The sequence below is a fragment of the Phaeovulum sp. W22_SRMD_FR3 genome (genome assembly GCF_052113705.1).
Classification (GTDB): Bacteria; Pseudomonadota; Alphaproteobacteria; order Rhodobacterales; family Rhodobacteraceae; genus JBGQOG01.
Genome location: NZ_JBGQOG010000001.1, coordinates 437,518 through 460,823, shown reverse-complemented (window position 1 = coordinate 460,823; position 23,306 = coordinate 437,518). Strand labels below are relative to the sequence as shown.

20 protein-coding genes are annotated in these 23,306 nt (G+C 64.8%); 12 read left to right on the top strand and 8 right to left on the bottom strand.

What is annotated here, in order from left to right:
- Positions 1-161: 161 nt before the first annotated feature.
- The 3 genes from ACEN2S_RS02165 (at position 162) to ACEN2S_RS02155 (ending at position 3,286) form a co-directional block, all read left to right on the top strand.
- On the top strand, positions 162-578 hold the full coding sequence (locus ACEN2S_RS02165; protein ID WP_441861752.1) for a hypothetical protein: 417 nt from the start codon (positions 162-164) through the stop codon (positions 576-578).
- Positions 579-671: 93 nt separating this feature from the next.
- Complete coding sequence (locus ACEN2S_RS02160; protein WP_441861749.1) at positions 672-2,090, top strand: PepSY-associated TM helix domain-containing protein; 1,419 nt, start codon at positions 672-674, stop codon at positions 2,088-2,090.
- A gap of 65 nt (positions 2,091-2,155) precedes the next feature.
- Positions 2,156-3,286 (top strand): THUMP domain-containing class I SAM-dependent RNA methyltransferase, encoded by a 1,131-nt coding sequence (locus ACEN2S_RS02155; RefSeq protein WP_441861746.1) that lies wholly within the window; start codon positions 2,156-2,158, stop codon positions 3,284-3,286.
- Positions 3,287-3,289: 3 nt separating this feature from the next.
- Here the strand turns inward: ACEN2S_RS02155 and ACEN2S_RS02150 are convergent, their stop codons facing one another.
- Positions 3,290-3,901 carry an arylesterase gene (locus tag ACEN2S_RS02150; RefSeq protein WP_441861743.1) on the bottom strand — a complete coding sequence of 204 codons (612 nt, stop codon included), beginning with the start codon at positions 3,899-3,901 and terminating at the stop codon, positions 3,290-3,292.
- Between the two features lie 70 nt (positions 3,902-3,971).
- On the opposite strand from ACEN2S_RS02150, the gene ACEN2S_RS02145 reads away from it, so the two are divergent.
- From ACEN2S_RS02145 to ACEN2S_RS02115, 7 genes are all read left to right on the top strand, one after another.
- Complete coding sequence (locus ACEN2S_RS02145) at positions 3,972-4,652, top strand: ABC transporter ATP-binding protein (protein WP_441861740.1); 681 nt, start codon at positions 3,972-3,974, stop codon at positions 4,650-4,652.
- Complete coding sequence (locus ACEN2S_RS02140; protein WP_441861738.1) at positions 4,649-7,174, top strand: ABC transporter permease; 2,526 nt, start codon at positions 4,649-4,651, stop codon at positions 7,172-7,174. The genes ACEN2S_RS02145 and ACEN2S_RS02140 overlap by 4 nt, the downstream gene beginning before the upstream one ends.
- Before the next feature lie 324 nt (positions 7,175-7,498).
- Complete coding sequence (locus ACEN2S_RS02135) at positions 7,499-8,440, top strand: sugar ABC transporter substrate-binding protein (protein WP_441861735.1); 942 nt, start codon at positions 7,499-7,501, stop codon at positions 8,438-8,440.
- Between the two features lie 156 nt (positions 8,441-8,596).
- A complete protein-coding gene (locus tag ACEN2S_RS02130) occupies positions 8,597-10,135 on the top strand; it encodes a sugar ABC transporter ATP-binding protein (protein ID WP_441861733.1) in 1,539 nt (512 codons plus the stop codon).
- Positions 10,136-10,164: 29 nt separating this feature from the next.
- Positions 10,165-11,184 carry an ABC transporter permease gene (locus ACEN2S_RS02125; protein WP_441861847.1) on the top strand — a complete coding sequence of 340 codons (1,020 nt, stop codon included), beginning with the start codon at positions 10,165-10,167 and terminating at the stop codon, positions 11,182-11,184.
- A gap of 78 nt (positions 11,185-11,262) precedes the next feature.
- Positions 11,263-12,264, top strand: a complete 1,002-nt coding sequence (iolG, locus tag ACEN2S_RS02120) for an inositol 2-dehydrogenase (RefSeq protein ID WP_441861730.1) — start codon at positions 11,263-11,265, stop codon at positions 12,262-12,264.
- Between the two features lie 193 nt (positions 12,265-12,457).
- On the top strand, positions 12,458-13,048 hold the full coding sequence (locus ACEN2S_RS02115) for a hypothetical protein (RefSeq protein ID WP_441861727.1): 591 nt from the start codon (positions 12,458-12,460) through the stop codon (positions 13,046-13,048).
- Between the two features lie 251 nt (positions 13,049-13,299).
- On the opposite strand, the gene ACEN2S_RS02110 is transcribed toward ACEN2S_RS02115, so the two are convergent.
- The 3 genes from ACEN2S_RS02110 to ACEN2S_RS02100 form a co-directional block, all read right to left on the bottom strand.
- Positions 13,300-14,076, bottom strand: a complete 777-nt coding sequence (locus ACEN2S_RS02110) for an ATP-binding cassette domain-containing protein (RefSeq protein WP_441861725.1) — start codon at positions 14,074-14,076, stop codon at positions 13,300-13,302.
- A complete protein-coding gene (locus tag ACEN2S_RS02105) occupies positions 14,076-15,149 on the bottom strand; it encodes an ABC transporter permease (protein WP_441861723.1) in 1,074 nt (357 codons plus the stop codon). Before ACEN2S_RS02105 ends, ACEN2S_RS02110 begins: the two co-directional genes overlap by 1 nt.
- A gap of 101 nt (positions 15,150-15,250) precedes the next feature.
- Complete coding sequence (locus tag ACEN2S_RS02100; RefSeq protein ID WP_441861721.1) at positions 15,251-16,261, bottom strand: sugar ABC transporter substrate-binding protein; 1,011 nt, start codon at positions 16,259-16,261, stop codon at positions 15,251-15,253.
- Between the two features lie 165 nt (positions 16,262-16,426).
- Here ACEN2S_RS02100 and ACEN2S_RS02095 point away from each other — a divergent pair, with 165 nt between their 5' ends.
- Positions 16,427-17,638: an ROK family transcriptional regulator gene (locus ACEN2S_RS02095; protein ID WP_441861719.1), complete on the top strand. Its 1,212-nt coding sequence runs from the start codon at positions 16,427-16,429 to the stop codon at positions 17,636-17,638.
- A 58-nt stretch (positions 17,639-17,696) separates the two neighbouring features.
- Here ACEN2S_RS02095 and ACEN2S_RS02090 read toward each other — a convergent pair whose 3' ends face one another.
- Complete coding sequence (locus tag ACEN2S_RS02090; protein ID WP_441861717.1) at positions 17,697-17,906, bottom strand: hypothetical protein; 210 nt, start codon at positions 17,904-17,906, stop codon at positions 17,697-17,699.
- A gap of 114 nt (positions 17,907-18,020) precedes the next feature.
- Entirely contained in the window at positions 18,021-19,133 is a 1,113-nt protein-coding gene (locus tag ACEN2S_RS02085; RefSeq protein ID WP_441861714.1) for a pyridoxal phosphate-dependent aminotransferase, read from the bottom strand.
- Between the two features lie 21 nt (positions 19,134-19,154).
- Here ACEN2S_RS02085 and ACEN2S_RS02080 point away from each other — a divergent pair, with 21 nt between their 5' ends.
- A complete protein-coding gene (locus ACEN2S_RS02080; RefSeq protein ID WP_441861712.1) occupies positions 19,155-19,682 on the top strand; it encodes a hypothetical protein in 528 nt (175 codons plus the stop codon).
- A 3-nt stretch (positions 19,683-19,685) separates the two neighbouring features.
- On the opposite strand, the gene ACEN2S_RS02075 is transcribed toward ACEN2S_RS02080, so the two are convergent.
- Positions 19,686-20,021, bottom strand: a complete 336-nt coding sequence (locus ACEN2S_RS02075) for a J-domain-containing protein (protein WP_441861709.1) — start codon at positions 20,019-20,021, stop codon at positions 19,686-19,688.
- Between the two features lie 192 nt (positions 20,022-20,213).
- A complete protein-coding gene (locus ACEN2S_RS02070) occupies positions 20,214-23,219 on the bottom strand; it encodes a valine--tRNA ligase (RefSeq protein ID WP_441861707.1) in 3,006 nt (1,001 codons plus the stop codon).
- Between the last annotated feature and the right edge of the window lie 87 nt (positions 23,220-23,306).

Sequence of the window (23,306 nt, the reverse complement as noted above, 5' to 3'; positions counted from 1 at the left end):
GCAACGCGCCGGATCGGACCGGCCCCGACATCACGCCCGCGCAGATTGTCTGCCGGCCCTTCCGCCATCCGCAGGCGTCTGCCCGCGTCGCGCCGACCGCCCATAGTCCCGCCCGCTCGCAGCTCTGCCGCCGGAAAAGGCGCGGGCTTTGCCAAAGGCCCATGCCAAAGCCCCTTGCCGAAACGCCTGTTTTCGGCTTTGAGCAGCACATGCGCCGGATGATCCTGCCCCAACCCTTTCGCCTTGTGCTGGCCCTTGTGGTGCTGGCAGGCCTCGGGTTGTCGTCGCAACACCGTCTGCCCTCGCTCTATGAAAGCTGGCAGCAATCCTTCCTGCTCTGGGGCGGTGCGCTGTCGGATCTTTGCGACAGTGAGGGAAATCTGCCGCATTTGAACCACGCACAGGATTGTTCGCTCTGCCATGTCGCGGCGCAGGCGGTCCTGCCGCCCCGTGCCGGATCGCTGCGCGCGATCGAGCGGCGGTTCATCGCCACCGTCATCACGCCCCGCGCGGCCCGTGCGGACAACCGCCTGCGGGATTCGCTCCGCAGCCCGCGTGCGCCCCCTCTGACCGCCTGAGACCTCTCGCCGGGACCGGACCGTCAGGGTCCCCGCCGCCCCGTCGGGCGGTATGTTGTCACGGGCCGATCACGCCCTGTCTCAGGACCTTTCATGACCGATCTTTCCATCTCCGGGGCGGCGTCGCGCGCCCCCACCGCCGGTTGGCGGCCCTTCATTCTGCGGCTGCATGTCTATATCGGGCTGTTCATTGCGCCCTTCATCCTGATCGCGGCGCTGACGGGCACGCTCTATGTCCTCACCCCGCAGATCGAGCGCTGGCTCTATGCCGATGCGCTGTTCACCCCGGCCAGCGACCCCGCCCTGCCGCCGCAGCCCCTGGCCGCGCAGGCCGCCGCAGCGCGCGATTTGGTCGGGCCGGATCTGGCGTTTTTCGCACTGCGTCCGGCCCCCGCGCCGGGCATGACCACGCGGGTGATGTTCAGTGACCCCACGCTGGGCGAATCCGAGAACCGCGCGATCTTTGTCGATCCGGTGACGCTGGCGGTGCAGGGCGACATGACCGTCTATGGCACCAGCGGCATTCTGCCCTTCCGCATCACGCTGGACTATCTGCACCGCAATCTCCTGATGGGAAACATCGGGCGCTATTACAGCGAGCTGGCCGCCTCCTGGCTCTGGGTTGCGGTGATCAGCGGTTTTGTCATGTGGCTCTGGCGGCCGCGCCCCAGCACCCGCCGTCCCGCTTTGCGCGAGATGCCCGAGGGGCAAAGGCTGCGGCATCTGCACAGCACCATCGGTCTCACCATCGGGCTGGGGCTTCTCTTTCTCTCGGCGACCGGCCTGACCTGGTCGCAGCTGGCGGGCGGGCGGATTGATGCCCTGCGCGGGCAATTCGGCTGGGTGACGCCTTCGGTGTCGCTGGCACTGGCAACGCCGGAGGCCCCGGCAATGGATATGCCGATGGGGGAACATGCCGAGCATATGGCGCATGCCGCGCCGGTGCCGACCCCCGAAGCCGCAGTGGACTGGATGCCCGCCCTCGACGCCGTAGAAGCGGCGGCGCGCGCGGGTGGCCTCGACTCGCCGATGCTGGAAATCCGGGTGCCGAAACCGGGCAAGGCCTGGATGGTGCGGGAATATGACCGCTCCTGGCCGACGCAGGTGGATACTTTGGCGCTGGACCCGGCGAGTCTGGCGGTGACCAGCCGCGCGGATTTCGCGGAATTCACCCTGATCCCCAAGCTGATCCGCTGGGGGATTGACGCGCATATGGGCGTGCTCTTTGGCCTGCCGAACCAGATCCTGATGGCGGCGATCGGCCTCGGGCTGGCGGCCAGCATCGCCTATGGCTACCGGCTGTGGTGGCGGCGGCGTCCGGCGGCGGGGGCGATGCCGCAAACGCTTTTGCGGCTCTGGCTGCGGATGGGGTGGCTGGCGCGCGGGCTCGCGCTGCTCATGGCGCTGGGTTTTGGCTGGGCGCTGCCGATGCTGGGCTTTTCCCTGATCGCCTTTGTGCTGCTGGATCTGATCCGCGCGGGCGGTTTTCGCCGGGGGGCGCTGACCGCATAAGGCAATCCGGGGGCGGGGCGCGAAACCCTCTCGAAACGGCGTGGATTTCCGGCTATGCGGGCCGGATGGAAAACACCACTGACACTTCCGGCGATTTCGAGATCTTTCTGGTCACCGCCCCCGGGCTTGAAGCCGTGCTCTGCGCCGAGGCGCTGGAGCGCGGTTTCGCGGGTGCCGCCGCCTTGCCCGGCGGCGTCGCTTTTCGCGGCGGCTGGCCTGATGTCTGGCGTGCCAATCTGGAAATCCGGGGTGCGACACGGGTGCTGGTGCGGATCGGCGCGATCCGGGTGATGCATCTGGCGCAACTCGATAAACGCGCGCGGAAATTCCCTTGGGGGCAGACCCTGCGCGCCGATGTGCCGGTGAAGGTTGAAGTAACCTGCAAAGCCTCGCGCATCTATCACGCGGGGGCCGCCGCACAGCGGATCGAGACGGCGCTGCGCGAGACTTTGGGGGTGACGATTGAACCCGAGGCTCCGCTCGTGCTGAAAGCGCGGATCGAGGATGATCTCTGCACCTTCTCGCTCGATACTTCGGGCGAGAGCCTGCACAAACGCGGCCATAAGGAGGCGGTCGGCAAGGCGCCGATGCGCGAGACTTTGGCCGCGCTTTTCCTGCGTCAATGCGGCTTTACCGGCGATGAGCCGGTGATGGACCCGATGTGCGGCTCGGGCACTTTCGTGATCGAGGCGGCAGAGATCGCGGCGGGGCTGAACCCCGGCCGCAGCCGCAGCTTTGCCTTTGAGCAACTGGCGAGTTTCGATGCCGGCATCTGGGCCAAGATGCGCGCGGCAGAGGCCAAGGCCACGCCGCCGCTGCAGTTCTTCGGGTCTGACCGCGACACGGGCGCCGTGCGGATGGCCAGCGCCAATGCCGCCCGCGCCGGGGTCTCGGCCTGCACCGATTTCCGCCACCATGCGGTCAGCGACCTCACCCCGCCCGAAGGGGTCAAGCCCGGCCTTGTCATCGTCAACCCGCCTTACGGTGCGCGGATCGGCGAGCGGAAACTGCTGTTCTCGGTCTATGGCGCGCTGGGGCAGACGCTGCTCAGCCGGTTCCGGGGTTGGCGCGTCGGCATGGTCACCTCGGACGCCGGGCTGGCCAAGGCCTCCGGCCTGCCGTTCCTGCCGCTGGAGGCGCCGGTGGCGCATGGCGGGCTGAAGGTGAACCTGTTCCGCACCGCCACTTTGCGCTGAAGCTCAGAGCTTGCCGACCAGCTCGGCCACTTTCGGACCCAGAGCCTCCACGATCAGCGTCACCCCCGCCGCCGAAGGGTGGATCCCGTCGGGCTGAATGAGGGCTGCGCGCTCTGCCTCGGGGCGGGCGAGAATGGGGGCCAGCAGATTGTCGAGATAGAGCGCGCCGTGTTTGGCCGCGAGGTCCGGCCAGATCGCGGAAAAGGCGGCCTGATACTCGGGGCCATAATTCCCCGGCACCGGAATGCCGATCAGCAGCACCGGCAGGTTCTGCGCGCCCGCCTTTGTCAGGATCGCATCCAGATTGGCCCGCGCCTGCTCCGGCGGCAGACCACGCAAAACGTCATTGCCCCCGAGGGTGACAATCAACGCCTGCGTCCCCGGCGCCAGCGCCCAGTCGAGGCGCGAGAGGCCCCCCGCCGTGGTGTCGCCCGAAACCCCGGCATTGGTCACATGCGCGGCAATCCCGTTCCGGTCGAGCCAGCCCTGCAATTGCGGCACCAGCCCGTCCTCCACCGGCAGGCCATAGCCTTGGGTGAGGCTGTCGCCGAGCGCCACCACCTCCGGTCCCGCCGCTGCAACCGGTGTTGCCGCGAGCAGGGTGAAAAAAAACACCGGCAGCAAGAGGTTGCAGGCCGCCCGTCGCGCGCCATATCGGAAGAGACCCCGAGAGAAGGACGCGAGAATGGAAGATGTGCTGAACCTGCGTGACACGCGGCTGACCCTTGCCGGCAATGCCGGGCCGGTCGAGATCCTGCGCGGGATCACACTTTCGGTACAGCGGGGGGAGAGTCTGGGGCTCATTGGTCCGTCGGGCTCGGGCAAATCTTCGCTCCTGATGCTGATGGGCGGGCTGGAACGCGCCAGCGCCGGGCAGGTCACGGCCTTGGGTCAGGATCTCACCGCGATGAATGAGGATCAGCTGGCCCGGTTCCGTCGGGGTAATATGGGGATCGTTTTCCAATCCTTCCACCTCATCCCGACAATGACCGCGCTGGAAAACGTGGCCTTGCCGCTGGAACTGGCGGGGATCGAGGGCGCCTTTGATCGCGCAGCCGAGGAATTGGCGGCGGTGGGACTGGCGGCGCGGGGCGGACATTACCCGGCGGAACTCTCGGGCGGCGAGCAGCAGCGGGTGGCGCTTGCCCGGGCCGCGGCACCACGTCCGGCGCTGTTTCTGGCCGATGAGCCGACGGGGAACCTCGATGCCGCCAATGGCGCGGCGATCATGGACCTTCTGTTTGACCTGCGCGACCGGCATGGGGCGACGCTGATCCTTGTCACCCATGCGCCGGAACTGGCCGAGCGCTGTGACCGGGTGATCCGGCTCGCCGATGGCCGCATCGAGACCGGGATCACCGCATGAGCGCTCTGGCATGGCGGATCGCCCGGCGTGAATTGCGCGGCGGAATCCGGGGGTTTCGCGTCTTTCTCCTCTGTCTGATCCTCGGCACCGGGGCGATTGCGGCGCTGGGCACCGTGCGCAATGCGATCGAACAGGCGCTGGATGCGCAGGGGGCGGTGCTGCTCGGCGGTGATGCGCAGCTGGAATTCACCTACCGCTTTCCGACCGCCGAGGAGCGGGATTGGGTCGAGGCCCGCGCGGATCGGGTGTCGGAGATCGTGGATTTCCGCTCGATGGCGGTGGTGGGCGCGGGGGCGGAGGCCGAGCGCGCGCTGACGCAGGTGAAGGGCGTCGATGATGCCTATCCGCTGATCGGCACGCTGGAACTCGACCCGCCGATGCCGGTGGCGGCGGCGCTGGGCTTGGAAAACGGCCTGCCCGGCGCGGTGTTGGAGGGGGTGCTGGCCGACCGGCTGGGGCTGAAACCCGGCGACACATTCCAGCTTGGGCGCAACAGCTTTACCTACCGCGCCCGGATTTTGCGCGAGCCGGACAGCGCCACCGGGGGCTTTTCGCTCGGGCCACGGCTGATCCTGCATCGGGACGCGCTGGAAGGGGCGGGGCTTTTGGAAGCAGGCTCGATCTTTGAGACCAATCTGCGGCTGACCCTGCCCGAAGGCGCCGATCTCGCGGCCCTGAAACGCGAAGCGGTGGCGCATTTCGAGGGCGCTGGCATGCGCTGGAGCGACCGCCGCCGCGCCGCCCCCGGGGTGGAGCGGTTCGTCGAGCGGATGGGGTCTTTCCTCGTGCTCGTCGGTCTGGCGGGGCTGGCGGTGGGGGGTGTCGGCATATCGGCGGCCACCCGCGCCTGGATGGAGCGCAAGACCGAGACGATTGCCACGCTGAAGGCGCTGGGCGCCACCTCGGGGCTGATCCGGCAGGTGTTCTTGTTGCAACTGGCGGGGCTGGTGGCCCTGGGGCTGGTGATCGGGCTGACGCTGGGCGCGCTGCTGCCGAAACTGGCCGAAGGGATCATTGCGGCACAGATGCCCTTTGCGGTGACGGTGGGCTTTGCGCCCGGCGCCTTGGCCGAGGCCGCGCTTTATGGTGCGCTGGTGGCGGCGCTTTTCACCCTCTGGCCCTTGGGCCGGATGGCGGAGGTGCGGGCGGCGGCGCTCTTTCGCGACATCGGGCCGGGGCGGCGCGGCTGGCCGGGCAGGGGCACCGCGCTGGCGATTGCGGTGCTGGCACTGGTGCTGGTGGGCGTGGCGGTCGGGCTGTCAGGCGTGCCGACGTTGGCATTGGCCACGATGGCGGGCATCGCCGCCTCGCTTGCCGGGCTGGCGTTGGTGGCGGCTGGCGTGCGGCGGCTGGCGCGGCGGCTGGCCTCCGGGATGAAGGGGCGGCCGATGCTGCGCGCGGCGCTCTCGGCCATCGGCGGGCCGCAGAGCGAGGCGGGGGCGGTGATCCTGTCGCTCGGGCTGGGGCTGTCGGTGCTGGCGGCGGTGGGGCAGATCGACGCCGGGCTGCGCAACGCGATTGCGACCGAGTTGCCGCAGGTGGCGCCCGCCTATTTCGTGGTGGACATCCAGCCCGACCAGATCGACCCGATCAAGGCGATGCTGGCCGCCAATCCGGCGGTGACCCGGGTGGACAGCGCGCCGATGCTGCGCGGGGTGATCACCGAGATCAATGGCCGCCCGGCGCGCGAGGTGGGCGGCGACCATTGGGTGGTGCGCGGGGATCGGGGCATTTCCTATGCCGATGCCTTGCCCTCAGGCACTAAGATCACCGCGGGCACCTGGTGGCCCGAGGGCTACACCGGGCCCGCACAGGTCTCGATGGCGGCGAAAGAGGCGGAAGAGCTGGGGCTGAAACTCGGCGATACGATGGTGGTCAATGTGCTGGGTCGCGACATCCCCGCCACGATCACCTCCTTCCGCGAGGTGAATTTCGGCACCGCGGGCATCGGCTTTGTGCTGGTGCTGAACGCCAGCGCCTTGCAGGGTGCGCCGCATACCCATATCGCCACGATCTATGCCCCGCCTGAGGCGGAAGCGGGGATTTTGCGCGACATTGCAGGCCCCTATCCCAACATCACCGCCATCGGCGTGCGCGAGACCATCGGGCAGGTGAGCGAGGCGATGGGCGCGATTGCGCGCGCCACCGCCATCGCGGCGGCGGCGACGCTGGTCACCGGCTTTATCGTGCTGATCGGGGCGGCAGCGGCGGGCGAGCGGCAGCGCGCCTGGGAGGCGGCGATCCTCAAGGTGCTGGGTGCGACACGGGGCGCGATCCTGTGGTCATTCGCCCTGCGCGCGGGGTTGATGGGGGCTGCGGCGGGGCTGGTGGCGCTGGCGATCGGCACGGCGGCCTGTTGGGCGGTGCTGGTCTATGTGATGGAAACCCCGTTCCATTTCGCGCCGATCCCGGCCTTGGGCATTGTCCTGGGGGGGATCCTGGCCACGACGCTGGCGGGGATGCTGTTTGCCCTGCGGCCGCTCAACGCGCCGCCGATGGGTCAGTTGCGCGCCCGCGATTAGGCCGGGCCGGGCGACACCGGTGCAGTGACAGGAAGATGCGGCGACAGGAAAAATGGCACGGGGCACCCCCGTGCCATTTTGCTGTGCTCTGGCTTTTCCACGGGGCAAGGCGATATTTTGGAATTTTTTTATTGAGAAAGTCCAAAAATAGAATATCAATTCCAAATGTGGATGGGGGAGTCCGCATGGGATTCGCTGGTCTGGCCCGTTTTGGCGCCAGCCAGCCAAGGCACCAGCGGGACTTCCTTTGTGACACGCGCTCCTGGGGAGGGGCGTTCCGGTTTGGAGGAGCCGCGCACCGGACGCGGCCAGTGGAGGAAGAAAATGAAGAAGACTCTGATCATTGCTGGCTTTGCAGCGCTGGTGTCGAGCACCGCGATGGCCGAAAACATCGGCGTGTCGATGGCGCTGTTTGACGACAACTTCCTGACCGTCCTGCGCAACGGGATGTCGGATTACGCGGCCACGCAAGACGGCGTGACGCTGCAGATCGAAGATGCCCAGAACGACGTGGGCAAGCAGCTGAACCAGATCCAGAACTTCATCGCTTCGGGCGTCGATGCGATCATCGTCAACCCGGTGGATACCGATGCCACCGTCGCCATGTCGGCCGCTGCCGATGCCGCGGGCATTCCGCTGGTTTACGTCAACCGTCAGCCGGTCAACGTCGACGAACTGCCGGCGAAACAAGCCTTTGTGGCCTCGAACGAAGTTGACTCGGGCACGCTGGAAACCCAGGAAGTCTGTCGCTTGCTGACCGAGGCAGGCAAGACCGAAGCAAAAATCGTCGTCATGATGGGCGAGCTGTCGAACCAGGCGGCCCGCGTGCGCACCCAGGACATCAAAGACGTGATCGCCACCCCGGAATGTTCCTTCATGACCATCGTGGAAGAGCAGACCGGCAACTGGTCGCGCACCCAGGGCGCCGACCTGATCTCGAACTGGCTCTCGGCCGGTGTGGAATTTGACGCGGTCGTCGCCAACAACGACGAAATGGCCATTGGTGCCATTCAGGCGCTGAAAGCCGCAGGCCGCTCGATGGACAGCGTGGTTGTGGCGGGCATCGATGCGACGCAGGACGCGCTGGCGGCCATGGCTGCGGGTGATCTGGACGTCACCGTGTTCCAGAACGCGGCCGGTCAGGGCCAGGGCTCGGTTGATGCGGCGCTGAAACTGGCGCGCGGCGAAAGCGTGGAGACCAAAGTCTTCATTCCGTTCGAACTGGTGACCCCGGAAAACCTGTCCAAATACAAATCGGCCAACTGATCGTCTGTGGCCCCGCCGTCGTGCGGGGGCAGATCGGCAAAATCCGGGGGCGGCATCTGCCCCCGGAGACGACGCGGCATGGGGATGCCGTGACAGCAGGAGGCAGCCCTTGCAGGGCCGGGCGCTTGTCCGGATCCGGCGGGGCGCAAGTGGGGAATGACAAAGATGCTCGACACGCAGGAACAGCTGGGTCACCGGCCGAAATTCACCGGCGAGTTCATTCTCGAGGTGGACCGGGTCCGCAAGGAATTTCCGGGCGTTGTGGCGCTGGATGAGGTGCAGCTGCGGGTGAGGCCGGGAACCGTTCATGCCCTCATGGGCGAGAATGGCGCCGGCAAATCGACGCTGATGAAGATCATTGCCGGGGTCTATACGCCGGACCGCGGCGAGGTGCGCTTTGCCGGTAAGCCGCTGAACATTCAGACACCGCTCGATGCGCTGAACTCTGGCATTGCGATGATCCATCAGGAACTCAACCTGATGAACACGATGACCGTGGCCGAGAACATCTGGATTCGCCGCGAGCCGCGCAACGGCTTTGGCCTGATCAATCACAACCAGATGGAGCGGCAAACGCAAGAGCTGTTTGACCGGCTGAACATCCGGCTGAAGCCACAATCCATGGTCGGCGATCTGACGGTGGCGGAAAAGCAAATGGTCGAGATTGCGAAAGCGGTTTCCTATAATTCCGACGTGCTGATCATGGATGAACCGACCTCGGCGATCACCGAGAGTGAGGTGGAGCATCTGTTTGCGATCATCCGAGATCTGAAGGCGCGTGGAATCGGCATCGTCTACATCACGCATAAAATGAGCGAACTCTTTGAAATCGCGGATGAACTGACAGTGTTCCGCGATGGGCAATATATTGGCACCGTGGATGCCGCCGATGTGACGCGCGACGAGATCATCAAGATGATGGTCGGCCGCGAGATCACCGACATGTTCCCGAAAGTGGACTGCCCGATCGGCGATGTAATCCTTGAGGTGCAGGATCTGACGCTGCCGGGCACGTTTGAGAACATCTCCTTCACCCTGCGGCGGGGCGAAATTCTGGGAGTGGCGGGGCTTGTGGGCTCGGGGCGCTCCAATGTGGCCGAGGCGATCTTCGGGGTGACCCCGGCGGCCTCGGGCACGATCTGGATCGATGGCGAGGTGGTGGATGTGACCTCGCCCGGCGTGGCGATGGACCACGGGATGGCCTTTCTGACCGAGGACCGCAAGGAGACCGGCTGTTTCCTGATCCTCGATTGTCTGGAGAACATCCAGATGGCGCTGTTGACCCGCGACAAGGTCAAGGCGGGCTTTGTCCAGCAGCGCGAAGTGACCGCGCTGGCGGAAGAGCTGGCCAAGACGCTGCGGGTCAAGACGCCCAATCTGCAGGAGCGGGTCGAGAATCTCTCGGGCGGCAACCAGCAAAAGCTGCTGATCGCCCGCTGGCTGCTGACCAAGCCGCGCATCCTGATCCTGGACGAGCCGACGCGGGGCATCGACGTTGGCGCGAAATCCGAAATTCACCGGCTGATCACCGAACTGGCGGGCCAAGGCGTTGCCGTTTTGATGATCTCGTCGGAACTGCCCGAGGTTCTGGGCATGTCTGACCGGGTGATGGTGATGCACGAGGGGCGCGTTTCTGGCGTGCTCGACCGCAGCGAAGCAAATCAGGTCCGCATCATGGACCTTGCGTCGCAATAAACAGGAATTGGGGAGGGGAACCCATGGCCATGCAAGACATTACACAATCCGGCGGTCGCGCCACGCACAAGGCCAAGCGCCTGCCGCCCGAAGTCAACATCCTGTTCGTGCTGCTGGGCATCGCGCTGGTCTTTGAAATTCTCGGCTGGATCTTTCAGGGGCAATCGTTCCTGGGCAACATCGGCCGGTTGAAGATCATGATCCTGCAGGTCTCGGTGATTGGCATCATCGCGGTCGGCGTGACGCAGGTGATCATCTCGGGCGGCATCGACCTTTCCTCGGGCTCGGTCGTGGGCGCCACGGCGATGATCTCGATGAGCCTGGCGCAGGTGGGCACCTATGAACGCGCGGTCTATCCGGCGCTGACCGACCTGCCGCTGATCGTGCCGCTGGCGGTGGGCCTTGGGGCCGGGTTGCTGGCCGGTGTCGTCAATGGTGCCCTGATCGCCTATACGAAAATTCCGCCCTTCATCGCCACTTTGGGGATGATGGTGACGGCGCGCGGCTTTGCCAAATGGTACACCAAGGGCCAGCCGATTTCCTTCCCGACCGACAGCTATGCCGCGATTGGCACCGGAATGATGCCGGTTCTGATCTTCCTTGCCGTCGCCGTGATCTTCCATGTCGCGCTGAAATACACCCGCTATGGCAAGTTCACCTATGCGATTGGCGCCAACACGCAGGCTGCCCGCGTCTCGGGGATCAATGTCGAAAAACACCTGATCAAGGTCTATGCCATCGCGGGTTTCCTTGCGGCGCTGGCCGGGATTGTGGTGGCGGCGCGCGGTCAGACGGCACAGGCGGGCATGGGGCTTGCCTATGAACTCGATGCCATCGCCATGGCCGTGATCGGCGGCGTGTCGCTGAACGGCGGGCGCGGCTCGATCCTCGGCACCGCCATCGGCATGGTGATTTTCGGGGTGATCATCTCGGGCTTTACCTTCCTGCGGCTGGATGCCTACTACCAGGAAATGATCAAGGGCGTGATCATCGTGGCCGCCGTGGTGGCCGATGTCTACCGCCAGAAAAAGCGCGTGAAATCGCGGTAACGCGCCACGCATGGGCGGGGTCTCGGCCCCGCCACCCTTAGCAACGCGGGCCGCTGGCCCGTCACAGGAGACGTAAGAATGGCTATCAGGTTCGGGCTTTTGGGCGCAGGCCGCATCGGCAAGGTACATGCCAAAGCGGTGACCAATGACGCCGAGGCGCAACTGGTCGCGGTGGCCGATGCCTTTCCGGCGGCCGCCGAGGCGATTGCGGCGCAATACGGCTGTGCCGTGCGCTCGATCGACGAGATCGCGGCCTCGGCCGATATCGATGCGGTGATCATCTGTACACCCACTGACACCCATGCCGATCTGATCGAGCTCTTCGTGAAGGCGGGCAAGGCCGTGTTCTGCGAAAAGCCGATTGACCTGAACCTTGACCGCGTGAAGGCCTGCCTTGCCGTCGTCCGCGCGGAAAAGGGCGTGCTGATGGTGGGCTTCAACCGCCGCTTTGACCCGCATTTCCGCGCCGTGCGTGCGCAGATTGATGCGGGCGCTGTGGGGGCGGTCGAGATGGTCAACATCACCAGCCGCGATCCGGGCCTGCCGCCGATTGAATATCTGGGCCGCTCGGGCGGGATCTTCCGCGACATGACGATCCATGACTTTGACATGGCCCGCTTCATGCTGGGCGAAGAGATTGACACGGTGACCGCGCGTGCTTCGGTGCTGGTGGATCCGGCGGTGAAGACCGAGGGCGATTTTGACAGCGTCAACGTCATCCTGACGACCACCTCGGGCAAGCAATGCGTCATCTCGAACTCGCGCCGCGCCACCTATGGCTATGACCAGCGGGTTGAGGTTCTGGGTTCGGGCGGCATGGTCGCGGCCGAGAACCAGCGCCCGGTTTCCATCGAAGTCGCCACTGCCGCAGGCTTTACCCGGCCGCCGCTGCATGACTTCTTCATGACCCGCTACACCGAAGCCTATGCCGCCGAAATCGCGACCTTTATCGCCGCGGTGAATGGCAAGGGGGCGGCCAGCCCCTCGGGCGAAGACGGGCTGATGGGCCTTCTGCTCGCCGAATGCGCGTTGAAATCCGTGGCGGAAAACCGCACCGTTTCGGTATCGGAACTCGCCTGATAAACCTCCTCCCCGTCGGTCCTCCCCCGATGGACCTGCCCCCGCCCGTTCGCTGGCGGGGGCTTTTTTAATGGCGGGCGGGGAAGGTGGCCGGCGCGGTGGTGTGATGCTTCCGCTTTGCGGACAATGCGGACGTTGCAATTTCATCGGTTCTGGGTCAGCTTTCGACTGAATAGGGAAGTCGGAGGCCAGATTGTTCGCCAAGTTATTTCGTCGCAAGGTCGCCTCCATAAATCCTATAGTTGTTGCACATCTCAATGTGAGGTCGCAGCCTCTGCAGAGGGGAGAATTCTTCGAGGACCCCTTAGAGGAACTGCTCGCGGCAGAGGGTATGGGTAGCGTTGTGGGTGGCGGAACGAGGCTTGCTGATGAGCCTGCAGGTATCAGCTCATGTGACATTGAAATATCACTGAAAGATACCGATCCAGGTACGATCCAGAAAATTATCCTGATACTGGAAAACCTTGGCGCACCCAAAGGATCAGAGATCCGTATCGAGGGCAGAGTGCCTGCACCATTCGGGGCGACGGAAGGGCTGGCGTTGTTTCTCAATGGGACTGACCTGCCGCGCGAAGTCTACGAGAGTGCGGATGTAAACGCGACACTGAGCGGCCTGTCGAATGCCATGACCGGGAAGGGAATGTTTCTTGGCCACTGGGAGGGGAGCAGGGAAACAGCCCTGTATTTCTACGGAGCGAGCTTCGACGCAATGAAGGAAGCGGCTCTCGCCTACACCGCCAGCGATCCGCTGTGTAGGCAGTGTCGCTTCGAGCAAATCGCATAGGGTCGCGACCCTCCGCAAAGGGCTCAAAGCAGACCGGCAACCAGCAGCCCTTTTCACGGGCAAAAGCGCCTGCGCCAGTGGCGCGCATCAGGGGAATGTCAGTGCCACACCCGCCCCCGATGCGCCGACCTTCCGGCTTTTGCTTCGGCCCAAATATCCCCGCCGGAGGCACCGCGCGTGCCACCCGCGGGCCGAAATGAAAAACGCGCCCCGGTTCGGGACGCGCTGATACTGGCTACAGTCACTGGCGCTCAGGCCGCCAGGGCTTCGGCGGGCGGCTCTTTCGCCCCGGTCATGAAGGCCACCGCGTCCGACATCGTGTAATCCTTGGGGTTGATCACACACAGCCGCTTGCCGAGGCGGTGGATGTGGATGCGGTCCGCCACTTCAAACACATGCGGCATGTTGTGGCTGATCAGCACGATGGGCATGCCACGCGATTTCACATCCTGGATCAACTCCAGCACCCGGCGGCTTTCCTTGACCCCAAGGGCCGCGGTCGGCTCGTCGAGAATGATCACCTTCGACCCGAAGGCGGCGGCGCGGGCCACGGCCACACCCTGACGCTGGCCGCCCGAGAGGGTCTCCACCGCCTGGTTGATGTTCTGGATGGTCATCAGGCCCAGTTCGTTCAGCTTGGCGCGGGCAAATTCTTCCATCGCCGGGCGGTCGAGCTGACGGAACAGGCTGCCCATGATGCCCGGTTTACGCAACTCGCGCCCCATGAACATGTTATCCGCGATGGAGAGGGCAGGCGACATGGCGAGCGTCTGATAGACGGTCTCGATCCCATGCGCGCGCGCCTCGATCGGCGAGGTGAACTGCACCTTTTTCCCGTCGAGGAAAATTTCGCCATCGTCGGGGATGATCGCGCCGGACATCGCCTTGATCAGGCTGGATTTCCCGGCGCCGTTATCGCCGATGACCGCGAGGATCTCGCCCTTGTAGAGGTCGAAGTCGCAGTGATCGAGCGCGGTGACTTTGCCGTAGCGTTTGACGAGGTTACGGCCTTTGAGAAGCGGTTCCATTATGCCGATGCCTTTCTGATCCATTGGTCCACGGCGACGGCAAAGATGATCAGCACGCCGATGAGGAAGAAGGTCCATTGCGGGTCGGTGCCGACAAGGCGCAGGCCCATCTCGAAGACGCCGACGATCAGGGCGCCAAAGAACATGCCCATGATCGAGCCACGGCCGCCAAAGAGGCTGATGCCGCCGATCACCACGGCGGTGATCGATTGGATGTTGCCGAGCTGCCCCGTCGAAGCGGTCGGCGAGACCGAGCCGAAGCGGCCGATCATCACCCAGCCCGCGATGGCGCAGAAGAGACCGGCCACGGCATAGACCTGGATCAGCACCTTTTGCGTCGGCACACCGGCCAGTTCGGCGGCGGCCGGATCATCGCCCGTCGCATAGACATGGCGGCCCCAGGCGGTGTGACGCAGCACATAGGACATGAAAATCACCAGCGCGATCAACAGAAAGACCGCATAGAGGATCTTGATGCCAAAGGGTTGGATCGAGCCGCCCCAGAGTTGCAGCGCCACGGCCTGCGCCTGAATGTCCGAGGAACGGATGGTTTCATTGGCAGAGAAGATGAAGTTCGAGGCCAGAAGGATCTGCCAGGTGCCCAGGGTCACGATGAAAGGCGGCAGTTTCATCTTGGCGATCAGCAGGCCGTTCAGCCCGCCCATCGCGGTGCCGAGGATCAGGCCAACGACAATCGACAGCTCGGCCGGCAGACCGTAGCGGAAGGTCATCTGCCCCATCAGCACCGAGGAAAACACCGCGATCGCGCCCACCGAGAGGTCGATCCCGGCGGTCAGCACCACCAGCGACTGGGCGCAGCCCAGAATGCCGACGATGGCGATCTGCTGCAGGATGGTCGACAGCGTCGACGCTTTGAAAAAGTTGTCAGACAGAAAGCCAAAGACGATCAGCGCCACGATCAGCACGATCATCGGCACCGCCGAAGGTGTCATGTGCAGCCAATGTTGCAGGCGCTTCAGTACGGATTTTTCTTCGTGAAATTCGGCGACTTTTTCCGAGGCGCCTTTCAGGCCCTCTTCAAAGCTGGATGCGCCTTTCGCCTCACTGGCCATCGGATGTTCCCCCTCTCGGCCCGGAGGCTGCGGCCCCGGGGTTTGCTACGCTCAAGGGCGGCGCGGGGCCGCCCTTGATCAAAATTCACGCTGCGGAAGTCTCAGCCCCAGCAGAGATCGGTGCCTTTGGCGGTGTCGATCGACTCGACGCCTTCAACCGGCTGGTCGGTGATCAGCGCCACGCCGGTGTCAAAGAAGGCCTTGCCTTCGGTCGGCATCGGTTTGGTGCCATCGGCGGCGAATTTCGCAATCGCTTCGATGCCCAGCGAGGCCATCAGCAGCGGATATTGTTGCGAGGTGGCGCCGATCACGCCGTCTTTCACATCCGCCACGCCCGGGCAGCCGCCATCGACCGAAACGATCAGCGCGGTTTTGCCCGCCGCTTTCAGCGCTTCAAACGCACCGGCGGCCGAGGGTTCGTTGATGGTGTAGACGACGTTGATGTCCGGGTCTTTGGCCAGCAGCGCTTCCATGGCTTTCAGGCCGCCTTCTTCGTTGCCCGAAGTGACTTCGTTGCCCACGATGCGCGGATCGGTTTCATCGCCCCATTTGTTGATGTCGGCGGTGTCGATGCCAAAGCCGGTCAGGAAGCCCTGGTCGCGCAGCACGTCAACCGAAGGTTGCGCGATCGACAGGTCGAGCATGGCGATCTTGGCATTGGCCGCATCCGCGCCCATCTTTGCCGCGGCCCATTTGCCGATCAGCTCGCCCGCCAGGAAGTTGTCGGTGGCGAAGGTGGCATCCGCCGCGTCGATCGGGTCGAGCGGGGTGTCGAGCGCGATCACCAGAACGCCGGCGTCGCGGGCAGCTTTCACCGCGTCAACGATGGCTTTGGTGTCCGACGCGGTCAGCAGGATCCCTTTGGCGCCATCTGCCACGCAGGCCTCGATGGCCGCCACTTGGCTCTCATGGTCGCCGTCAACTTTACCGGCATAGGTTTTCAGATCGACGCCCAGCTCGGCGGCTTTGGCCGTTGCGCCCTCTTTCATCTTCACGAAGAAGGGGTTGGTGTCGGTTTTGGTGATCAGGCAGGCCGCGGTGTTTGCCTGGGCGGCAGCGCCCATCAACGACAGACATGCCAAGGCAACGGTGCCCGTAAGAAATTTCTTCACGTGTAGTCCTCCCGGTGAACCGCAGCTCCCAACTGCGGGATCGATGGTCCCTCGTCGGGGACCGAACGAGGCCATAAAAGGCCGACTCGGGGCATGCTGTCAATAAATAAATCCGATTGATTTATAAATCGAGACGAGGTCATAGTGCGGGCGGAGGAGACGAATATGGCAGAAGCGGAGATCCGCGATCCGGCAGGGGGGGCGAACCAGACCGGCGTGCGCGACCACAACGAGCGGTTGATCCTGTCGCTGGTGCAGCGGCACGGCGCGATTGCCAGTGCCGACATCGCGCGCCGCACCGGATTGTCCGCGCAGACCGTCTCGGTGATCCTGCGGCGGCTGGAGGCGGATGGTCTGCTGATCAAGGGAGAGCCTCTGCGCGGCAAGGTGGGCAAACCGCTGACGCCGGTGGCTTTGCGGCCCGAAGGGGTGCTGTCACTCGGGCTTAAGATCGGGCGGCGCAGCTGCGATCTGGTGCTGATGGATCTGGCGGGCGGGCTGCGGCGCAGCTTTTCGGTGACCTATGCCTATCCGACCCCGGATGCGGTGATGGATGTGCTGCGCGGCGGGTTGACCGCGATTGAGGCGGATCTGACGCCCGCCGAAAAGGCGCGCATCGCCGGGATCGGCATCGCCTCGCCGTTTGAGCTGTGGAACTGGCTGGATGCGGTCAAGGCGACGCCTGCGGAAATGGCGCGCTGGCGCGACTTTGATTTCATTTCGGAAATCGCCGCTTTTTGTGATTACCGCGTCTATGTGGCCAATGATGCCACCGCCGCCTGTGCCGCCGAGCACGCTTTGGGGCAGGGCCGATCCTTGGCCGATTATGCCTATTTCTTTGTGGGCTATTTCATCGGCGGCGGTGTGGTGCTGAATGATTCGGTCTATTCCGGGCGGTCGGGCAATGCCGGGGCCTTTGGCACCTTGCCGGTGGGCGATACCGCCCGGCCCGGACATCAGCTGATCAACCATGCCTCGCTCTATGTGCTCGAGCGGTTGCTGGAGGAGGCCGGGCGCGATCCGATGCAGATCTGGCGCGGCCCGGAGGGCTGGGCCGATCTGGGCCGCGCGCTGGAGGCCTGGATCGCGGAGGCGGGGAAATCCCTCGCGGTGGCGATTGTGGCGGTCTGTGCGGTGATTGATTTCGAGGCCGTGCTGATTGATGGCGCCTTTCCGGCCGCCGTGCGCGGGCGGCTGATCGAGCGGGTCCGGCATGAGCTGACGCAGCTGGACACCCAGGGCATCTTGCTGCCGGTGATCCGCGAAGGCTCGGTGGGGGCGCAGGCGCGGGTGATGGGGGCGGCAAGCCTGCCGATATCCGCGCAATATCTGCTGGGCCGTCAGGCCTTTCACATGCGGCCGGGCGCCGAAGAATAGGGCCGCAGCCCCGCCCGCCGGCGATCCGGGGGGCGAGAGGGCGCGGCCTTTTTTCGCGTCAGTTGCCGTGCTTTTCCAGCCAGCTGATCATCCAGGCGATCTCGCCGGTGTCTTTCTCGGTGGCGCGGTTGCTCATCTCGCGCCGCTCGGCCGGGTTGGCGGCGTCGAAACTGTCGGGGCTGCGCGCTTCGGCATAGGCGCCGAAGGTCAGGGCGAAGGCCAGGGGCGACAGGAGGATCGCGCGTTTTTGCGTCTTGGTGGTTTTCATGATTCTGCCTCGGAGTTGGTGGGGAAACTCTGCCTGCCGGGGCACATCCGGACAAATCACCAGCCGGTGATCCGTCTGTAACGGGGGGAAAGCCGCCGATCCCCCCGCCTGATGTTACTTTTGCACGTCCAGACGCGCCAGCGCGCGGGGCAGGGCGGCGGCAAAGGCTGCCATCGCCGCCTCAGGCCCGCAGCTGACCCGGATGCAGCGGTCCTGCGGTGCCACAAAGGGCATGCGGGCAAAGATCCCTTCCTCGGTCAGGGCGGCCAGCAGTGCGCGCGCATGGGCGCCGTCGCCGCCGGTGTCCATCGTCAGGAAATTGGTGGCCGAGGGCAGGGGTGCCAGGCCATTGGCGACCGCAATTCCCGCCAGCCGGGCGCGGGCGGTGGTCACATGCTGGCGCACCCGGGTCAGCCAGTCCTGATCAGCCAGCGCCGCCAGCGCCCCCGCCTGGCTGATCCGACACATGCCGAAATGGTTGCGGATCTTGTTGAAGGCGGTGATCAGCTCGGGGTGGCCGATGGCATACCCCACCCGCGCGCCCGCCATGCCGTAGCCCTTGGAAAAGGTCCGCATGCGGATCACCCGCCGGTCATCGGGGTCGATCTCGGCCACGGCGGCCTTTGGCGCAAGGTCGATATAGGCCTCGTCCAGCACCATCAGGCAGCCCTCGGGCAGTGCCTCGACCATTGCGGCAATCGTCTGCCCCTCGTGATGGCTGCCCATCGGATTGTCGGGATTGGCGATATAGACGAGCTTTGCCGCCACTTTCGCCGCCAGCGCCACCAGCGCCTCGGGGTCTTCATGATCGCCGAGATAGGGCACTTTGTGCAGGCTGCCGCCAAAACCGGTGACATGGTAGTTGAAGGTCGGATAGGCGCCGTCCGAGGTGACCACCGGATCGCCCGGCCCGATGATCAGCCGCACGAGATAGCCCAGCAGCCCGTCGATCCCCTCGCCCACCACGATATGCGCGGGTGTGACACCGTGATGCGCGGCAAGTGCTGCGCGCAGGTCGTGATTCTCGGGGTCGCCATACATCCAGACCTCGCCCGCTGCCGCCTGCATCGCGGCAATCGCCCGGGGGCTGGGGCCAAAGCCGTTCTCATTCGCGCCGAGACGGGCCGCGAAGGCAGCGCCGCGCTGGCGTTCCTGGGTTTCCGGCCCCACAAAGGGAACCGAGGCGGGCAGGCTGGCGATGAGGGGCGTGTAGCGCGGGGTCTGCATGGGGGCACTTTCGGAGGGATGATGGGAAAAGCAGCGGTCTGGAGTGCGGGTGTGGCGGGGGCGGTGGGTCTGGCCGCCCTCTTTGGCGCGCTGCATGATCAGGTGACCTATGGAATTTCGCCCGAATACTATACGGCCCTGAAATTTCTGCAATTCCACCTTGTTCCCGCTCCGGGCGAGGGGGCTCTGATGCTGCACCTGCGGGTGGCGGCTGTGGGCGTGCTGGCCACCTGGTGGGTGGGCGCAGGGCTGGGGGTGATGCTCGCCACGCTGAACCTGATTCAGCGCGACGCGGCGGCGATGGCGCGCTCGCTTTTGCGCGGGGCGTTTTGGGTGGTGGCCATGGCGGCGCTGTTTGCCGTGGCGGGCTATCTGCTCTGGCCCCGGCTTGAGGCGGCGGGGTTGCAGGTGCCGATGCCCGCGGGGGTCAAAGACGCCTATGCCTTTGGCCGCGTCGGATTGATCCATGATTTCAGCTATCTCGGCGGCGCGGTCGGCGGCGGACTGGCCGTGCTCTCGGCCCTGGCCGCGCGGATTCTGCGGCGGTGAGGGTCAGGGCCGCAGAAAGGCGCGGCGCGATTCCTCGGCCATGGCCTGCCGCATTTGCAGATCTGCCAGACGCGCCATCGCCGCCTTGCGGGCGTCAGGATCGGTGAGCGCCGCAAGTTCCTGCAACGCCGCCGCCACCTGCTTTTTCAGCTCGATTTCCGGCGGCAGCACTCCCGCCTCTGCCATGATCCGGAACCCCGCCGCATCGCCCGCCGAGATGAAAGCGTCGCCCGGGCGTTCGGGCAAAGGTTCACCCTCGCCGGCCAGCCCGGTAAGCTGACCCGTGGCCTGCGCTTTCAGAATTTGCCGCTCGACAAGGCGGCTCAGCCAGTTGGACATCATGGCCTCCGTTGGCTGAGCGTGGCAGCCTTTCGCTCCGGCCGCAAGCCATGGGCCCGCACGGCGGCGTCATTTGCCGCGCTGGACCGCCTTGCAGCAGGATGTCGCGGCCCGGGGAGGACTGGCGCCCGGCAGACATGAAAAAGCCCCCCGCATCGCTGCGAGGGGCCGCTTTTGACGCTGCGAAATGGGTCAGCCCATATCCGCCAGACGCTTGACGGCGGCGGCGACCTTGGCCGCCTCCTCGTCGCCCTGCGCCAGTTTCTCGCGGGTTTCTTCCACCACTTCCTCGGCGGCGCTGGCCACGAATTTCGGGTTGTTCAGCCGGTTGCGCAGGCCCGACATGTCCTTCTCGATCTTCGCAAGTGCCTTTTCCAGCCGGGTTTTTTCGGCGGCAACGTCAATCACCCCCTCCAGCGGCAGCGCGAAAGAGGCACCCGGCGCCGCGATGGCAATCGAGCCTTTGGGGGCGGCGGCCTCGGTCACGCTGTCCACCCGGGCGAGGCGGAAGATGATTGCCTCATTCCGGGCGAGCGCTGCGCGCGCCGCCTCATCGGCTTCGGTCAGCACCATTGGCAGTTTGAGGCCCACCGGCACCCCCATCTGCGCGCGGGCCGAGCGGATCTCTTCGATCAGGCCGATCACCCAGTTCATTTCGCGGTCGGCCTCGGCGTCGATCAGCTCGGCGCCATATTCCGGCCAATCGGCATGGACGAGCGGCTTGGTGCGGTTGGTCGCGGTCAGCGCCCACAGCTCTTCGGTGATGAAGGGCATGATCGGGTGCGACAGGACATAGCACTGATCCAGCACCCAGCGCATGGTGGCGCGGGTTTCCCCGGCCTGATCGCCGTCAAACAACGGCTTGGCAAATTCGACATACCAGTCGCAGACCTTGCCCCAGACAAAGGCGTAAAGCGCATTGGCGGCATCGTTGAAGCGGTAATTGGCCAGCGCCGCATCCACCTCTTCGCGCACCTTGGCGCATTCGCCGATGATCCAGCGGTTCACCGTGCCGGTGGGCCGCGGAATGCCGGGGGCGGCATCGCCCTCAAACACGCCGTTCATCTCGGCAAAGCGGGTGGCGTTCCAGATCTTGGTGCCGAAATTGCGGTAGCCCGCGATGCGCTGCATGTCGAGTTTCAGCACGCCGCCGAGCGAGGCCATCGCCGCATTGGTGAATCGCAAAGCGTCAGCCCCGTATTCGTCAATGATCTCCAGCGGATCGACGACATTGCCGAGCGATTTGGACATTTTCTTGCCCTTCGCATCGCGCACCAACCCGTGCAGATAGACGGTGTCGAACGGCACCTCATCCACCACCGCCAGCTGCATCATCATCATCCGGGCGACCCAGAAGAACAGGATGTCCTGCCCGGTGACCAGCACATTGGTCGGGAAGTATTTCTGCAATTCCGGCGTCTGCTCCGGCCAGCCCAGGGTGCCAATCGGCCAGAGGCCCGAGGAGAACCAGGTGTCGAGCACGTCGGGGTCGCGGTATGCGACCATGTGCTTGTGCAAATCGTCTTCGCCGAGAAGAGAATTGACCAAGTAAGCGTCCATAAGGTTGTTGTTGGGCAAATTGAAATCGGACGGAATTTCAATGAAATCCTCAGCACCAAACCGCTCGCCGACTATCCTCGCCAGCTCTTCTTTGCTTGAGGCACAGATAATTAGAGGGCCATCGTAGTCGCCTTCCGGCGGGCACGCTGATCCATCCTTATTTCGACCGGGGAAATACCATACCGGGATCTGGTGCCCCCACCAGAGCTGGCGACTGATGCACCAGGGTTCGATGTTTTCCAGCCAATGATAATAGGTCTTTTCGCCGCTTTCCGGCATGATTTTCACCCGGCCCGAGCGGACGGCATCCAGCGCAGGCCCGACGATTTTCGAGGTCTCAACAAACCACTGATCGGTCAGCATCGGCTCGATCACCACTTTCGAGCGATCGCCGAAGGGCTGCATGATCGGCTTCGCTTCGACGTAAGGCACCGTCTCGGTGACCTCTTCGCCGGTTTCCTTGTCGGTGCGGGTCTGTTCGATCATCACCGCCAGACCGGCGGCGGTGATGTCGGCAATCACCGCCTCACGCGCCACAAAGCGGTCCATGCCCCGGAATTTCTCGGGCACGAGGTTGAGGGCGTCAATCTCGGCCTCACTTGCCTCGGCACCGGCGGCAATTGCGCGGGCGCGTTCGACCGCCTCGGCGTAGGGCAGGCCATCGGCGCGCATGGCGCCTCGGGTGTCCATCAGCCGGTACATCGGCAGGTTGCAGCGCTTGGCCACCTGATAGTCGTTGAAATCATGCGCGCCGGTGATCTTCACCGCGCCCGAGCCGAAATTCGCATCCGGATATTCATCGGTGACAATCGGGATCAGCCGGTCACAAAGCGGCAGATGCACCATCTTGCCCACGATGGGCGCATAGCGCGCGTCATCGGGATGCACCGCCACCGCGCCATCGCCCAGCATGGTTTCCGGCCGGGTGGTGGCGATCGAGATATAGTCGCGGGTCTCCGACAGGGTCACATTCCCCTCGGCGTCCTTTTCGACATAGGTATAGGTCTCGCCGCCCGCCAGCTTGTATTTGAAATGCCACATATGGCCGGGCTGCTCGATATTCTCGACCTCAAGATCCGAGATCGCGGTTTCGAAATGCGGGTCCCAGTTCACCAGCCGTTTGCCGCGGTAGATCAGGCCCTTGTTGTACATGTCGACAAAGACGCGGATCACCGCATCGGGGAAGTTGCCCGACATGGTAAAGGCTTCGCGTGAGTAGTCACACGAGGCCCCCAGACGCCGGAGCTGCTGCATGATGGTGCCGCCCGACTGCTCTTTCCATTCCCAGACCTTGCCGAGGAAGGCTTCGCGGCCCATCTCGCGGCGCGAGGGGGCCTTGGCCTTAGCCAGTTCGCGCTCAACCACCATCTGCGTGGCGATACCCGCGTGGTCGGTGCCCGGCTGCCAGAGCGTGTCAAAGCCGCGCATCCGGTGCCAGCGCACCAGAATATCCTGCAAGGTGTTGTTGAACGCATGACCCATGTGAAGGCTGCCGGTCACGTTCGGCGGCGGGATCATGATGCAGAACGTGTCATCGCGGCGCTTGTTCGCCCCCGCCTTGAAGGCTCCGCCCGTTTCCCAGGCCGCGGCAATCCGGGCTTCGGCTTCGGCGGCGTTGAATGTTTTTTCCATCGGCATCTGTCTGGTCCCGCATCAAGTTGCCTTGCTGTTTAACCGCAAGGTGCCTCAAGGGGAAGGGTGCCGCGCCGTGCAAGAGCGGGGAAA

Bases quoted from the DNA above. Each gene is read 5' to 3' on its own strand.
- ACEN2S_RS02155 (WP_441861746.1), top strand. From the start codon at position 2,156: ATGGAAAACACCACTGACACTTCCGGCGATTTCGAGATCTTTCTGGTC.
- ACEN2S_RS02165 (WP_441861752.1), top strand. From the start codon at position 162: ATGCCAAAGCCCCTTGCCGAAACGCCTGTTTTCGGCTTTGAGCAGCAC.
- ACEN2S_RS02140 (WP_441861738.1), top strand. From the start codon at position 4,649: ATGAGCGCTCTGGCATGGCGGATCGCCCGGCGTGAATTGCGCGGCGGA.
- ACEN2S_RS02095 (WP_441861719.1), top strand. From the start codon at position 16,427: ATGGCAGAAGCGGAGATCCGCGATCCGGCAGGGGGGGCGAACCAGACC.
- ACEN2S_RS02070 (WP_441861707.1), bottom strand. From the start codon at position 23,219: ATGCCGATGGAAAAAACATTCAACGCCGCCGAAGCCGAAGCCCGGATT.
- ACEN2S_RS02090 (WP_441861717.1), bottom strand. From the start codon at position 17,906: ATGAAAACCACCAAGACGCAAAAACGCGCGATCCTCCTGTCGCCCCTG.
- iolG (WP_441861730.1), top strand. From the start codon at position 11,263: ATGGCTATCAGGTTCGGGCTTTTGGGCGCAGGCCGCATCGGCAAGGTA.
- ACEN2S_RS02145 (WP_441861740.1), top strand. From the start codon at position 3,972: ATGGAAGATGTGCTGAACCTGCGTGACACGCGGCTGACCCTTGCCGGC.
- ACEN2S_RS02125 (WP_441861847.1), top strand. From the start codon at position 10,165: ATGCAAGACATTACACAATCCGGCGGTCGCGCCACGCACAAGGCCAAG.
- ACEN2S_RS02135 (WP_441861735.1), top strand. From the start codon at position 7,499: ATGAAGAAGACTCTGATCATTGCTGGCTTTGCAGCGCTGGTGTCGAGC.
- ACEN2S_RS02130 (WP_441861733.1), top strand. From the start codon at position 8,597: ATGACAAAGATGCTCGACACGCAGGAACAGCTGGGTCACCGGCCGAAA.
- ACEN2S_RS02080 (WP_441861712.1), top strand. From the start codon at position 19,155: ATGGGAAAAGCAGCGGTCTGGAGTGCGGGTGTGGCGGGGGCGGTGGGT.
- ACEN2S_RS02085 (WP_441861714.1), bottom strand. From the start codon at position 19,133: ATGCAGACCCCGCGCTACACGCCCCTCATCGCCAGCCTGCCCGCCTCG.
- ACEN2S_RS02105 (WP_441861723.1), bottom strand. From the start codon at position 15,149: ATGGCCAGTGAGGCGAAAGGCGCATCCAGCTTTGAAGAGGGCCTGAAA.
- ACEN2S_RS02075 (WP_441861709.1), bottom strand. From the start codon at position 20,021: ATGTCCAACTGGCTGAGCCGCCTTGTCGAGCGGCAAATTCTGAAAGCG.
- ACEN2S_RS02160 (WP_441861749.1), top strand. From the start codon at position 672: ATGACCGATCTTTCCATCTCCGGGGCGGCGTCGCGCGCCCCCACCGCC.
- ACEN2S_RS02110 (WP_441861725.1), bottom strand. From the start codon at position 14,076: ATGGAACCGCTTCTCAAAGGCCGTAACCTCGTCAAACGCTACGGCAAA.